Source organism: Geodermatophilus sp. SYSU D00684 (assembly GCF_054050455.1).
On sequence record NZ_JBJGZI010000009.1, the window covers coordinates 119,101 to 132,558 of the forward strand.

Annotated in this window: 13 protein-coding genes; 2 read left to right on the forward strand and 11 right to left on the reverse strand. The window is 77.8% G+C overall.

The genetic code is table 11. From position 1 onward, the window contains the following. Positions 1–13 precede the first annotated feature (13 nt). Positions 14–1,189 carry a DUF222 domain-containing protein gene (locus tag ACI79L_RS08600; protein ID WP_456936382.1) on the reverse strand — a complete coding sequence of 392 codons (1,176 nt, stop codon included), beginning with the start codon at positions 1,187–1,189 and terminating at the stop codon, positions 14–16. Between the two features lie 432 nt (positions 1,190–1,621). Then, on the reverse strand, positions 1,622–2,794 hold the full coding sequence (locus ACI79L_RS08605; protein ID WP_456936383.1) for an MFS transporter: 1,173 nt from the start codon (positions 2,792–2,794) through the stop codon (positions 1,622–1,624). A gap of 61 nt (positions 2,795–2,855) precedes the next feature. Between ACI79L_RS08605 and ACI79L_RS08610 the strand changes: the two genes are divergently transcribed. Beyond that, on the forward strand, positions 2,856–3,341 hold the full coding sequence (locus tag ACI79L_RS08610) for a cupin domain-containing protein (protein ID WP_456936384.1): 486 nt from the start codon (positions 2,856–2,858) through the stop codon (positions 3,339–3,341). A 35-nt stretch (positions 3,342–3,376) separates the two neighbouring features. On the opposite strand, the gene ACI79L_RS08615 is transcribed toward ACI79L_RS08610, so the two are convergent. The 5 genes from ACI79L_RS08615 to ACI79L_RS08635 all read right to left on the reverse strand — a co-directional run bounded on the left by ACI79L_RS08615 (position 3,377) and on the right by ACI79L_RS08635 (position 7,770). Continuing rightward, on the reverse strand, positions 3,377–4,312 hold the full coding sequence (locus ACI79L_RS08615) for an alpha/beta hydrolase (protein ID WP_456936385.1): 936 nt from the start codon (positions 4,310–4,312) through the stop codon (positions 3,377–3,379). 78 nt (positions 4,313–4,390) lie between these two features. Then, the gene (locus ACI79L_RS08620) at positions 4,391–5,239 is read right to left on the reverse strand and encodes an ABC transporter permease (RefSeq protein WP_456936386.1); all 849 of its coding nucleotides are present in this window, start codon (positions 5,237–5,239) and stop codon (positions 4,391–4,393) included. Then, complete coding sequence (locus tag ACI79L_RS08625) at positions 5,236–6,198, reverse strand: ABC transporter ATP-binding protein (protein ID WP_456936387.1); 963 nt, start codon at positions 6,196–6,198, stop codon at positions 5,236–5,238. Before ACI79L_RS08625 ends, ACI79L_RS08620 begins: the two co-directional genes overlap by 4 nt. After that, a complete protein-coding gene (locus ACI79L_RS08630) occupies positions 6,195–7,277 on the reverse strand; it encodes a hypothetical protein (RefSeq protein ID WP_456936388.1) in 1,083 nt (360 codons plus the stop codon). Before ACI79L_RS08630 ends, ACI79L_RS08625 begins: the two co-directional genes overlap by 4 nt. Then, positions 7,261–7,770, reverse strand: coding sequence for a sigma-70 family RNA polymerase sigma factor (locus tag ACI79L_RS08635; RefSeq protein ID WP_456936389.1), 510 nt, complete (start codon positions 7,768–7,770; stop codon positions 7,261–7,263). Before ACI79L_RS08635 ends, ACI79L_RS08630 begins: the two co-directional genes overlap by 17 nt. A 221-nt stretch (positions 7,771–7,991) precedes the next feature. Between ACI79L_RS08635 and ACI79L_RS08640 the strand changes: the two genes are divergently transcribed. Then, complete coding sequence (locus ACI79L_RS08640; protein WP_456936390.1) at positions 7,992–9,194, forward strand: cation:proton antiporter; 1,203 nt, start codon at positions 7,992–7,994, stop codon at positions 9,192–9,194. A gap of 25 nt (positions 9,195–9,219) precedes the next feature. On the opposite strand, the gene ACI79L_RS08645 is transcribed toward ACI79L_RS08640, so the two are convergent. The 4 genes from ACI79L_RS08645 to ACI79L_RS08660 form a co-directional block, all read right to left on the reverse strand. Then, positions 9,220–10,626 (reverse strand): ATP-binding protein, encoded by a 1,407-nt coding sequence (locus ACI79L_RS08645; RefSeq protein WP_456936391.1) that lies wholly within the window; start codon positions 10,624–10,626, stop codon positions 9,220–9,222. 90 nt (positions 10,627–10,716) lie between these two features. After that, the gene (locus ACI79L_RS08650) at positions 10,717–12,030 is read right to left on the reverse strand and encodes an alpha-amylase family glycosyl hydrolase (RefSeq protein WP_456936392.1); all 1,314 of its coding nucleotides are present in this window, start codon (positions 12,028–12,030) and stop codon (positions 10,717–10,719) included. 85 nt (positions 12,031–12,115) lie between these two features. Beyond that, a complete protein-coding gene (locus ACI79L_RS08655) occupies positions 12,116–12,712 on the reverse strand; it encodes a hypothetical protein (protein WP_456936393.1) in 597 nt (198 codons plus the stop codon). Then, positions 12,709–13,416, reverse strand: coding sequence for an HDIG domain-containing metalloprotein (locus tag ACI79L_RS08660; RefSeq protein ID WP_456936394.1), 708 nt, complete (start codon positions 13,414–13,416; stop codon positions 12,709–12,711). Before ACI79L_RS08660 ends, ACI79L_RS08655 begins: the two co-directional genes overlap by 4 nt. Positions 13,417–13,458: the final 42 nt, after the last annotated feature.

The following is a 13,458-nucleotide window of genomic DNA, read 5'->3' on the forward strand; positions in this document are numbered from 1 at the left end:
CCACGTCACGCGGTCAGGCGGCGGGGGCGAGCAGGGACGTCGGGACCCTGATCTCGGTGCCGTCCGGGCGGTAGGTGCGCCATCGGCCGGTCGGTTGTCGTTCGACGAGGAAGCCGTGGTGGACCTTGGTGTGGTGGCGCTCGCACAGCAGGGCCGAGTTGTCGAGGCTGGTGTCGCCGCCGTCGATCCAGTGGACCAGGTGGTGGACGTCGCACCACCAGGTCGGGGCGCCGCACCCGGCGAACACGCAGCCGCCGTCGCGGAGTTCGGCTGCCTTGCGGATGTGCCGGCTCATCAGCCGCTGCTCCCGGCCCAGGTTCAGCGGGGCGCCGTCGGGGCCGAACACCACCCGGGACACCGCGCCGTCGCAGGCCAGCCACCGGGCTCTCGCGGCGGAGATGGTCGCCCCGAACCCCATCCGCCCCGCGTTCGGGCTTCCGGCCGGGTCGACCAGATCGTTCAGGTCCACGACCACGGCGATCTGCGGCCTGTGCCCGCGCAGCGTGGGCAGCGTCCCGGCGGCGAGGGCGTTGTCGGCCACCTGCACCAGCGCGTCGCCGAGCCGCTGGGCGCGGCTGCGCTCGTCCCCCGCGGGCCGGTCGGCCTGCACGTGGGCCTCCAGTGCGGTCTGCAGCCTCTCCCCGCCCACGGCGTCCAGGTGGCCGCGGAAGGACAGCGAGCCGTCGGCGTGCTTGGCCAGCGTCAGCGACCGGCCCTCGGTCGGGTCGGGCTCCGGCCCGTCGGGGTCCAGGTCGTTGCAGTAGTGCTGCACCACCTGCACCAGGTCGGCGTGCGCGCGCTCGACCGCCACTCCGGTGAACACCCCGTCGATCACGGCCAGGTCCACGCCCTGGTCGGCGGCCGAGGCCAGCCGCTCGGGGGTCACCGCCTTCGCCGCGACGGTGACCTGCTCGGCGGACACCAGACCGGCCTCGTGGGCCTCGGCCAGCGCCGGCAGGTGCTCCAGTGCCCGGCCGTTGCGCACCAGCCGCGCGGCCTCTGCCGTCGAGAGCCGGCAGTGCCCGCGCAGCCACGAGGACATGGATCTCAGCCCGTCCCGCTCGGGAGTCTGGGACAGCTCCGCGGCGCGGACCGCGCGGGCCAGCCGGGCGTCGATCCGGTTGCGCTCGGCGACCAGCGCGGCGACGTCGTCGAGGACGTCACCGCCACCGGAATCACCCGAACACATGATCGAAGTCTAGCCGATCGGACACCGTCCCGCGGGGCGAATCCGCAGCTCAGACGCCTGTCCACAGTGTCGGCGGGGGCCCTTGACCCGGGGCCCGGAGTGCAGGCCGTCCGGTAGCGTCCCGCGACCGTGCACCCGACCGCCGGTACCGGCGATGCTGCCCGTCCCCGCGGGCCGGGTGATCCTCTCCGACCGGCGCACGCAGCGCCGGTGGACGGTCGCCGTCGACGCCTTCGAGCTGGCCGCCGTCCCGCTGACCCAGGAGCGCTACGCCGAGGTCACTGGACATCGGCCGAGCGCGGCACGGGCGACGGGCTGCCGACCGAGGCCGAGTGGGAGCACGCCTGCCGCGCCGGCACCACGGCCGCCCGGAACGGGCCGCTCGACGACGTCGGCTTCCGGCTCGCGCGTCCGTGACCGGCGGTTGACTTCTCACCCGTGGGCGGTGGAGCGGAGCTCCCACCACAGCCAGACGGCGAGCGCGAGCGGCACCGCCACGAACGCCGCCAGTGCCGGGACGGTGCCGAACACCGAGCCCAGCCAGGCGAGCAGCAGTGGGGTGCCGAAGCCGACGTAGGCGAAGGCGTAGAAGGCGCTGTTCATCGCCCCGCGGGTGTGCGGCGGCGCGAGCTGCGCGGTCAGCGTCAGCCCCGCGGTCAGGCACAGCCCGCCGCCGGCGCCCATCAGCGCCGCGGCCGGCAGCAGCAGCGGCTCGAACGTGGTCGCCACCGCCACCACCCCGAGGGCGAGGCCGACGGCGCCGAGCGTCATCCCGAGCGGACCGCCGCCGCCCCCGGCCCGCCGCCCGAGCCGCGCGGCGACCGCGCTCGCCGCCAGCGCCAGCCCGCCCACCAGCCCGGCGTACGCGACGCCGACGCCGTCGGGCACCACCAGCAGCGGCAGCACGGTCGCCGCCACCGCGGGGAAGGCGAACACGCCCGTCGCGGTCGGCGCGAGCACCGCGCGGAACGGCCGCCGCGCCTCCGGCGGCAGGCCGAGGGTCATCAGCCGGCCCGGCCGGCGCTCCCGCACGGTCTCCGGCACGGTCAGCAGCGCGGCCAGCCCCACCAGCAGGACGGCGACGTGCACGAGGTAGGGCAGCGTCGTCGGCGCCGGGCCGTACTCGGCGAGCACCCCGCTCATCGCGGGCGCGATCGCGAAGCCCAGCGACGTCGACACCGCGCCGCGGGTGGCCGCCGACTGCTGGCCGGCGGGCCCGGCGAGGTCCTGCAGCCACGCGTTGGCCACCGAGAACACGACGCCGGACACCGCGCCCTGCAGCAGCCGTCCCGCGTACAGCAGCGGCAGGTGCTCGGCCGCGGGCACGAACAGCAGCGAGACCAGCCCGGCCAGCACCGCGAACGGGAGGATGACGGTGCGCCGGCCGAACCGGTCCGAGGCGGCCCCGGACACCGTCAGCGCGGCGATCAGGCCGATCGCGTAGCAGCCGAAGACGGCGGTGAGGTCGGCGTCGGACAGCCCGAGGGTGCGGCGGTAGACCAGCAGCAGCGGCGTCGGGACGTTGGTGCCCAGGGCGACGGTGAACAGCCCGAAGGTGAGGGCGTCCAGCCGCCGCCCGACCTGCTCCGTCGCAGCGTCCGGCACCCGGCGGACGCTACCGGTCCGCTGCCACGATGGGCGTCCGGCGACGAGAGGAGCAGGACCCGTGTCCCTGCACCGCCACTACCCGCCCGACCTCTACCGCGGCACCACCGGCGAGGCCACCGCCTGGCTGCGCCGCACCGACACGCCGCCGGACACCGTCTCGGCCGCCGGGGTCACCTGCGAGTTCCTCGCCACCGGGGACCAGACGACCGGCCGGTTCGGCCTCTACCGGTGGACCTTCGGCGCCGACGCGTCCGGCCCCGGCCCGCACTTCCACCGCTCGATCTCCGAGCAGTTCTACGTCCTGCGCGGCGAGGTGGAGCTCTACGACGGGCGGAGCTGGGTGACCGCGGGCGCGGGCGACTTCCTCTACGTCCCCGAGGGCGGGGTCCACGGGTTCCGCGGCGGCGACCACGCCTCGATGCTCCTGATGTTCGCGCCGGGCGGGCCGCGCGAGGAGTACTTCCGGACGCTCGCGCGGGGTGCGCAGATGACGCCGGAGGAGCGGGCGGAGTTCATGCTCCGCCACGACACGTACTGGGTCTGACGGGCCGGCCGCCGTCGGGCGGCCGGCCCGCCGACTCAGCCGCGGAGCAGCTCGCCGAAGCGCGCGCAGCTCTCGTCGATCGCGGCCTGCGCGGCCGGGGACCAGGCGCCCATGTCGAAGAAGCCGTGGATCATCCCGTCGTAGCGGCGCACGTCGGCGGCCACGCCCGCGGCCTCCAGCGCCTCGCCGTAGGCCTCGCCCTCGTCGCGCAGCGGGTCGTACTCGGCGGTGACCACCAGCGCCGGCGGCAGGCCGGCCAGGTCGGCGGCGTGCAGCGGGGACAGCCGCGGGTCGCGGGCGTCCTCCCAGGTCCCGGCGTAGTGGCCGTGGAACCAGTCCATGGTGTCCTGCTCGAGGAAGTAGCCCTTGGCGTTCTCCACCCGGGACGGGTACTCGCCGGCGACGTCGACCGACGGGTAGACGAGGAACTGCGCGGCCGTCTTCGTGCCCTCGTCGCGGAGGACCTGGGCGACGACGGCGGCCAGGTTGCCGCCGGCGCTGTCGCCGGCCAGCCCGAGCCGGGAGTCGCCGCCGAGCTCGTCCAGGTGCTGCGCCACCCACCGCGCCGCGGCGACGGCGTCCTCGGCGGCGGCCGGGAACGGGTGCTCGGGGGCGAGCCGGTAGTCGACGGCGACGACCACGGCCCCGGCGCCGCGGCAGACGTTGCGGGCCATGTTGTCGTGGGTGTCGAGGTCGCCGATCACCCAGCCGCCGCCGTGGAAGAACACGACCGTGGGGAACGGGCCCTCGCCCTCGGGCCGGTACACCCGCGCCCGCAGGTCGCCCCCGGCGCCGGGGACGGTGCGGTCCTCGGCGCTCGCCACCGGCACCACGTGCTCGGGCGAGCGCGCGCCGTGCGTGAGCGCCAGGTACTGGGCGCGGCCGGCCTCGGGCGTGCCCTCCCACATGGGCGGCGCGCCGGACTGGGCGAGCAGGGACAGCAGGGCGGCGATGTGCGGGTCGACCGGCACGGGGCAACTCCAGACGGCGTCGTCGGGCGGGGGCGGGGTCGTGGAACCCCGGCTCCGGACGGTACCGAGCCGGGACGGCTACAGGTCCCGGCGGGAGAACGCCATCCCCGCGAGTCCCAGGACGACGGCGACCCACAGCGCCGCCCACGCCAGGTAGGTGGCGGTGAGCGGGGCCTCGCCGAAGAACGGCGACCCGCCGAGCTCGGTGAACTGCCCGACCAGCGTCGGGTCCTGGAAAGCGTTCATCGCCCCGCGCCACAGCCCGTCGGTGGGCAGCAGCATCCGCGACACCGCGCCCACCCGCGCGACGCCCTCGTTGCCCAGCGCGTCGCCGATCCCGCCGACGACGCCGGCGATCCAGGTGGCGCCGAACAGGCCGACCGCGACGACGCCGGAGGCCATCGGCGAGATCACCGTGGACAGCAGCAGCGCCAGGGTGAGCAGCACCGCGGTCTGCGCGGCGAGCAGCGCGAGCCCCACCAGCGGCCGCGGCGGCCAGTAGCCGACCGTCACCTGGACGACGACGAACTGCGCCAGCCCCGCCAGCGCGACGAACGCGCTGCCGAAGGCCACCAGCCCCAGCCACTTGCCCACGAGCACCGCCGAGCGGCGGACCGGCCGCGCCAGCACCGCCAGCGCCGCCCCGGACTCCACCTCCCCGGAGACGGTGGGGCCGGCGAGGAACGCCGTCCCCAGCGCGGCGATGAGGCTGAACCCGAACATCACCAAGTTGAGCACGGTGGACGCGGCGATCCGGGCCTCGCCGCTGGTGAGCCCGCCGAACTCGGCGTCGAGCCGGGCGAAGCCCCACGCGGACAGCCCCAGCAGCGCCAGCGTGAGCACGGCGAGCGAGCGCAGCACCTTCCGCCGCGCCGCCTCGCGCAGGGTCAGGCCGGCGATCGTCAGCACGACGCGGGCGGTGCTCACCGCTGCGCCGCCGAGCCCGAGCGGAGGACGTCGAGCAGCCGCTCCTCCAGGCTGATCCGCCCCGGCTCCACCGCGTGCACCCGGACGCCGAGCGCGACCAGGTCGGCGACCAGCGCCGGCACCGCGGCGTCGGCGTCCTCGGGCAGCGTGACGGTGAACCGGTCGCCGCTGCGGGTCAGCCGGCCGGTGGCGGCCAGCCGGGCCTCGGCGCGGGCGTCGACGCCGTCGAGCCGCAGCCGCACCTCCCGCTGCCCGAGCAGCTCGGCCAGCGTCCCGGCTGCCGCGACCCGCCCCTTGTCGAGGATGACCACGCGGTCGCAGACCCGCTCCACCTCGCCGATCAGGTGCGAGTTGAGCAGCACCGCGACGCCGCGCTCGCGCAGCGACAGCACGACGTCGCGGACGTCGACGCGGCCGAGCGGGTCCAGCGCGCTGGTCGGCTCGTCGAGCACCACCAGCTCCGGGCGGGCCACCAGCGCCACGGCCAGCCCCAGCCGCTGCTGCATGCCCTTGGAGAAGCCGCCCACCCGGTCGCCGGCGCGGTCGGCCAGGCCGACCAGCGCCAGGGCGTCGCGCTGCCCGGCCGCCGGCACCGCCGCGCCGGACAGGCGGGCGTGCAGGGCCAGCACCTCGGCCGCGCTGAGCCACGGCTGGTAGCGGAACAGCTCGGGCAGGTAGCCGACGCGGGCCCGCGCCCGCGGGTCGCGCGCCGGCCGCCCGAGCAGCAGCACCTCCCCGGCGTCGGGCCGGACGAGGCCGAGCAGCATCTTGATGACGCTGGTCTTGCCCGCGCCGTTGGGCCCGAGCAGGCCGAGCACCTCGCCGCGGCCGACGGTGAAGGACACACCGTCGACCGCGGTCCGCCGCCCGTACCGTTTGCGCAGCCCCTGGCACCACACCGCCGGCGACGGCGGCAGGTCGGCCAGCAATCGCTCCGCGGCGGCGGTCGGGGAGGTCACTCCCCGAGACCCCGGGCGACGGCGAGCACCTCGTCGGCGCCCAGCGACCCGGCCACCGCGGTGACGACGCCGTCGGTCACCCACACCACGCCGGCGACCGAGCCGTCCCGCGAGGTGAGCACCGTGGCCTCCTCGCCGTCGACGTCGGCGGTCGAGCTGGTCGCCAGGCCCGCCGGCACCGGCAGCGGCAGCGTCGTGCCGTCGCCGGAGAAGGACCGCAGCTGGGCGGCGAGGTCCTCGGGCAGGCCGGGCAGGGACAGCAGGTAGTCGCGGGCGGTCGCGAACGGGACGCCCGAGGACTCGGCGGTGGGGGCCACGACCCGGGCGACGACGAGGCCCGGCGCGCCGCTGCCGCTGGACCAGACCGCGGCGACGCCGGGGCCGGCGGTCAGCCGGAACCGGCCGCCGTCGAGCCCGGCCGGCGGGGGCGGCAGCGTCTCGCCGGACGCCGCGGCCGCCTGCGCCGCGCGCTCGGCGGAGAAGGTGAACTCCACGGCGGCCCGGTCGCCGACCTGGTAGGTCGGGTCGCCGCCCACCCCGCCGGGGAGCTCCCCGACCGTCGGGACGGCGAGCCCGGTGGCGTCCTCCGCGGCGGCGGCGTCGGCCACCGGGCGCACGTCGGGCTCCTCCAGCACCTGCACGGTGCCGTAGGCGGACAGGTCGGGCAGCGCCACCAGGTCGGCCTGGGTGACGGTGACCGGCGCGATCTCCTCGGTGCGGAAGACCTGCAGCCAGTCCGTCGCGGCGGCGACGCCGCCCCCGGCCAGCAGCGCGACCACGCCGGCGGCGGCCACGAGCGGGCTGCGCAGCCGGGCGCGCCGGCGGCGGGCCGGGGCGGGGGCGGCCGCGCGGCGGCGCTCGTCCAGGGCGACCGCGGACGACAGGCGGTGCCAGGCGGCCCCGGTGTCGGGGGCGGTGCCCGGGGCCAGGGCCGCGGAGACGGCGGCGGCGTCGCGCTGGGCGGCGGCCAGGCCGGTCAGGCACGTCGCGCAGCCGGCGACGTGCTCGCGGTCGGCGTCGGGGACACCGGCCGGCTCGTCGACGAGCCGGCGCAGCGTGCCCTCAGTCGGATGACGCATGGCGGGTCAACTCCTCGCGCAGGGCGGACTCGGCGCGTCGCACGGTCGTGCCGACGCTGCCGGGGGACAGGTCGAGGGCGGCGGCGACCTCGGCGTAGCTGAGGCCGCTGTGCCGCAGGACGAGCGCGACGGCCTGGCGGCGGGGGAGCCGGCCCAGGGCCGCCCGCACGCGGCGGCGCTCGTCGAGGGTGACGACGTCGTCGGCGACGTCGGGCACCGCGGGGCCGGGGCCGCCGGCCGCCTCCTCGCGGGTGGCGCGGCGGCGGCCGGAGCGGAGGTGGTTGAGGGCGGTGTGGGCCGCGGCGACCGAGAGCCAGCCCGGCGCCTCGCCCGCCGGCACCGTGGTGCGGGCGAAGGAGAGGAACACCTCCTGGGCGACGTCCTCGGCGCCGTCCCGGGAGCCGAGCACCCGGGCGGCGACGCCGACCACGCGCGGGTAGGAGGCGCGGAAGACCTGCTCGAGGTCGGCGCGGACCGCTCCTCGTCCCGACACGGCCCCGCCGTCCTCCCGATCCGCCCGGCCCGCGCGCCGGCTCCGCCCGGCCCGGGACAGGACGGCCGGCACGGCGGCCGCCGGTGCGGGGACACCGTGCCTCATCGCGCTCACGTCCAGGTAGCACCGCCGCGCCCGCGGATGTGACAGCACCGGCCGGGTTCCCCCGGCAGGGGGTGCGCGGGAGGATCGGCCGGCACCCCGGGCGAGGGGAGTACCGGGTGGACGACGTCGTGGTGATCGACACCCTGGCCGCGGTCACGGCCGTCTCCCTGCTCGCCGCCGTCCTCGTCGGGTTGTTCCCGCGGCTGCCGGTGCCCCAGGTGGTGCTGCTGCTCGTCGGCGGGATGCTGCTGGGCCCGCACGTCCTCGACGTCGGCACGGCGCAGGACGTGCGGGTGCTCGCCGACGTCGGGCTGGGCTTCGTCTTCCTGCTGGCCGGCTACGAGCTCGACCCGCGGCTGTTCCGGGAGGACGCCGGCCGCCGCGCGCTGCTCGGCTGGACGGTGTCCCTGCTGCTGGCGCTCGGCGTGGTGGGCCTGCTGTCCGCCGGGGACGTCGTGGAGGCGTTCCTCCCGGTGGCGCTCGGGCTGACCACCACGGCCCTGGGGACGCTGCTGCCGGTGCTGCGGGAGAAGGGGCTGCTCGGCGGCCGGCTCGGGCGGTACCTGCTGGCCGCGGGCGGCGTGGGGGAGCTGCTGCCGGTCCTCGCGATCGCGGTGTTCCTGGGCAGCCAGGGCCGGGTCGCCGCGCTCGTGTCGCTGGGCGCGGTCGCCGCGCTCGCCGTCGCCCTCGCCCTGCTGCGCCGCGGCATCCGGGACGGCGGCCGGCTCACCCGGGTCGTCGCCGCGGGCCAGGACGCGACCGCGCAGATCACGCTGCGCGCCACCGTGCTGCTGCTGATCACGCTGATCGCGGTCACCGAGCAGTTCCACCTGGACGCGGTGCTCGGGGCCTTCCTCGCGGGGATGGTGCTGCGGCGGTGGGTCGGCGGGGCGGCGCCCCAGCTGGAGGCCAAGCTCGACGCGGTCGGCTACGGCTTCTTCGTGCCGGTGTTCTTCGTGGCCTCGGGCATGGCGCTGGACCTCGGCTCGATCGCCGACGCGCCGCTGCGGCTGGTGCTGTTCTTCGCGCTGATGCTCGCCGTCCGGGGCGGCCCGGCGCTGCTGGTCTACCGCCGGGTGCTGCCGCTGCGGCAGCGCGCGCAGACCGCCCTGGTCAGCGCCACCGCGCTGCCGGTGCTGGTCGCGCTCACCGAGATCGGTCTGCGCAGCGGCCACATGCTGCCGGAGAACGCCGCGGCGCTGGTCGGCGCCGGCGTGGTCACCGTGCTGCTGTTCCCGGCGCTGGCCGTCGCCCTGGACCGGCGGGCGGCCACCCCGGCGCCCGTCCCGGCGGCCGGGGGCGCGGCCGGCCCCCCGTGAGGCGCCCCGGCCGGTGGCGTCCCGGTCAGTGCCGTCCGGGGCGCCGGACGGGCAGGCGCACGCGGAGCACCGTCTCGCCGGGCCGCAGGTCGATGTCGATGTCGCCGCCGTGCCGGTCGACGATCCGCCGGGAGATGTCCAGGCCCAGCCCGGTGCCCTCGCCGACGCCCCGCGTCGTGAAGAAGGGGTCGAAGGCGTGCGCCCGGACCTCGGGGGTCATCCCGGCACCGGTGTCGCCGACCTCCACGACCACCGCGTCCCGGTCCACCCGCGTGGACACCCGCAGCGTGCCGCGGTCGCCCATCGCGTGCAGGGCGTTGTCGACCAGGTGGGTCCACACCTGGTTGAGCTCGGCGGCGCGCGCCTCGATGCGCGGCACGCCGGGCGCGTGGTCCCGGACGACGGTCACGCCCGGCGGCACCCGCGGCGCGAGCATCGCCAGGGTGCTCTCCAGGCCTTCGGCCAGGTCGGTCTCCCGCACGGCGGCCCGGTCGAGCTGGGAGTAGGACCGCACCGCCGCCACCAGGTCGGAGATGCGCCGGGTGGACTCCTTCACCTCCGCCAGCAGCCCGCTCGCCTCCAGGGTGCTCGCCACCCACTCCAGCGCGGGTTCGAGCCGGTCGGCCCCGACGACGCCGGCCACCCGCTCGCCCCAGGCGACGTCGGCGCCCGCCCCGCTGAGCGCGGGCGCCAGCGCCCACTCCCGCGCCACGCCCTGCCGGGACAGCCAGTCGGCGAGGGCGTCCTCCCGGTCGGCGACCTCCAGCGGGTCCCCGCCGGGCCGGCTGCGCAGCTCCTGGCGGAGGGTGTCCAGCCGGGTGAACTCGTCGGCGGTGACGGGGGCGGCGGCCAGCCGGCGCAGCGACGACAGCATCGCCGCGTGGGCCTCGGCGAGGGCGTCGACCGCCCGGGTCGCGGCCGCGGCCGGGTTGTTGAGCTCGTGCGCGAGCCCGGCGGCCAGCGTCCCGAGCGCGGCCAGGGCCTCCCGCTGCCGGGCCATCGTCTCGTAGTTGCGCGCCGACCGGGACACGCCCTCGGTGAGGTACAGCCCCAGCGGGAAGCGGCTGGTCCACAGGTCCCGCAGCGCGCCGGCCGGCACCCGCAGCACCCGCCCGTCCGTGGCCGCCCGGCCGGTGGCGAGGTAGACGCCGTGCTCGTCCCAGGCCCGGAAGCCGCCGGCCCAGCGGCCGGGCACGTCCATGACCCCGAGCCGGGTCTCCTCCGACCCCAGGTGGCGGACCAGGTCGATGCTGCCCTCCAGCAGCACCCACCAGGACTCCGCGGGAGCGTTCTCCACGAACAGGACGTCGCCGCACGCGAACGGCACCTCGGTGCCGACGGCGGCCAGCGTGCGCAGCTGGTCGTCGTCGGTGCCGTCGAACAGCGCGATCCCGCGCAGGGCGGGGACGGCGGGGTCGGCGGTCTCGGTCATCCGGGGGACCTCCTGACTCCCGGTCACCCGGGCGTGCCCGGAGCATGCCCGCCGCGCCGGGGAGCCGACAGGGCCCCGGGCGCGGCGACCTCAGCCGGTGAGGACGGCCCAGCCGTGGGCGGGCAGCCCGACGTCGCCGCGGCCCACCGACGCGCCGCCCGCCTGCACCGACCCCGCGCCCGGGGCGGGCACGCGCACCGCGGCGTCGGCGAGGTTGAGCGCGACCAGCAGCCGCTGCCCGTCCCCGGCGACGGCGTACACCAGCTGCTCGTTGGCCACGTGCACCTGCTCGGGCGCCGCGGTGTGCAGCCAGCGGTGCCGGCGGCGCAGGCCGACCAGCTCCCGGTGCAGCGCGAACGTCGGCGCGCCGAGCGGCGAGAGCCCGGACGGGTCGGCGGGGAACGGCGGGCGGACGGCGTCGTCGCCCCCGGCGCGGTGCTCCTTCACCCCGCGGAAGGCGTGCTCGTCGCCGGACCACACCGCCGGCGTCCCGCCCACGGTGAACAGCACCGCGAGCGCGTGCGGGAGGTGCCGCACGTCGGGGAGCTGGCTGGCGATGCGGGTGACGTCGTGGTTGCCCACGAACGTCCACGGCACGAAGGAGCGCAGGAAGCCGGCGTGCCGCTGCAGCGACCAGGCCAGCTCGAACAGGTTGCGCTCGGCGATCCCGTGCCAGACCGCCTGCCACAGCTCGTACTGGGTGACCGCGTCCAGCCCGCCCTCGGCCACGAGCCGCGGGTAGTCGCCGTGGATGACCTCCCCGACGACGTAGGCCTGCGGGTGGCGGGCGCGCACGGCGGGCAGGACCCGCGCCCAGAACGACGGCGGGACGGCGTAGGCGGCGTCCAGGCGCCAGCCGTCGGCGCCGCGGGCCAGCCAGTGCGTCATCACGCGGGTCACCAGGTCGGCGACGGCGGGGGAGGAGTGGTCGAGCTCGACGAGCAGGTCGTGGCCCTCGAAGACGTCGGCGCCCGGCGCGGTGCCCGGCGTCCAGTCCGCCGGCCAGTGCAGCCGGAACCAGTCCGCCGTCGGGGCGTCGCGCCCCTGCTCGACGACGGCGCGGAACGCGGGGTGGTCGCGGCCGACGTGGTTGAACACGCCGTCGAGCAGCACCCGGACGCCGCGCTCGTGCGCGGCGGCGAGCAGCGCGTCGAGGTCGGCGTCGTCGCCCAGGCGCGGGTCGACGCGGAAGTGGTCGACGGTGTCGTAGCCGTGGGTGCCGCTGGCGAACACCGGCCCGAGCGCCAGGCCGTTGCAGCCCAGCGCCAGCAGGTGGTCCAGCCAGCGCTGCAGGTGGGGCAGGCGGTGCCGCAGCTGCCCGGGCGGGAGGGCGGCCGGCTCCGCGCCGGTGAACGACAGGGGGTGCACCTGCCACCAGATCGCGTCGGTCACCCAGTCCGGCACGTCGCTCCTCCCGCGGTCCGCGGCCCCGGGCGGGACCCCCGCCACCCTCCCCGAGCGGCTGCGGTCCCGCAGTCCGGGCGGCGGCTCAGCCGCGGGCCGCGCGCCCGCCGGTGGCGCGGACGAGCAGGTCGGCGGCCGGCGTCCGGCCGAGCTCCGCGAGCAGGTCCGCGGCCTCCTCGTCGAGGCGCACCGCCAGCCGGGCCCGGCCGGCCCACGTCCCGCGCTGCCGCAGCAGCGCCCGGCCCAGCGACCACGCGCGGAACTCCCCGACCAGGCCGCGCGCGTCCGCCGCCGGCGCGGCCGCGACCCGCTGCCGGGCCCGCCGCAGCGCCTCGTCCCGGTCCAGCACGGCCGCGACGTCGCCGGGCAGGTCGGGCCGGGCGGCGACCGCCGCCCGGACGTGCACCAGCGGCGTCGCCGCGACCTCGCCGAGCGCCGCGGCGGGACCGGTGAGCGCGGCGGCCAGCCGGGCCGCGGCGGGGGAGGCGTCGTCGAGGACGGACCGGACCAGCCGCACGACCTGGCCGCCCGCCCAGGGGGAGGCGTCCTCGGCGTGCTCGGCGACCGCGAGCACCAGCGCCGTGGCGGCGACGTCGTCCCCGCGCCAGAGCCTGTGCCGGCCGGCCCACTCCCAGGGGTCCTCGGCGGGGTACCAGCGGGGGGAGGGGCGGTGCGGCGTCACCCGGTCCCATCGGCCGCCCGGGCGGGGGAGCTGGAGCCCCCGGCGGCGCCCGTCCCCCCGTCGTGGGAGGGGACGGCCCGCAGACCGTGCAGGCGGGCGAGGCGCCGCTCGGTGCGCGCGACGGCGGCCCGGACGACCGGGGCGCGCCGGGGGTGGGCGCGGGCGGTGGCGCTGTCGGGGCCGTGCCGGCCGAGCACGTCGGCGAAGCGGTCCTCGACGTCGACGGTGCGGCCGTCGGCGGCCGTGGTCTGGTCGGCGTAGGTCAGCGCGTCGGCCAGCGGACCGGAGGCACACCCGCCGGGGTCGAGGTCCCGCACCCGCTGCCCGAGCCCGCGCTCGTCGGCGACGAAGCGGGCGCCGGAGTGGTGCGCGACCAGCCCGACGACCACGGGGTGCCAGCCGCGGTCGCGCAGGTACACGGCGCCGTCGAGCGGGTGGAAGCCCGTGCGCCGGACCTCCGGGGCGTAGCCGATGTCGTGCAGCCACGCGGCGGCCAGCAGCAGCGGCCGGTCGGCGGGGGCGACCGCGGCCGCCGCCTCCTCCGCGCGGCGCGCCACCCCCTGCTCGTGCCGCCAGCGCGTCCCCGTGTCTCCCAGCAGCCGGGCGGCCAGCCGGTGCGCGGCCGCGACGAGCAGCGGGGACGGGAGGCGCGCCGGCGCGGTCCCGGTGCGGACCGTCCCGGACGTCTCCTCACGCAGTGGCACGGGTCCTCCCCGGTCGGGTGTCGCGCGCACCGACCCTGCTCC

Coding starts and splice junctions, on each gene's coding strand:
- ACI79L_RS08645 (WP_456936391.1), bottom strand. CDS start 10,626: ATGACCGAGACCGCCGACCCCGCCGTCCCCGCCCTGCGCGGGATCGCG.
- ACI79L_RS08600 (WP_456936382.1), bottom strand. CDS start 1,189: ATGTGTTCGGGTGATTCCGGTGGCGGTGACGTCCTCGACGACGTCGCC.
- ACI79L_RS08630 (WP_456936388.1), bottom strand. CDS start 7,277: ATGCGTCATCCGACTGAGGGCACGCTGCGCCGGCTCGTCGACGAGCCG.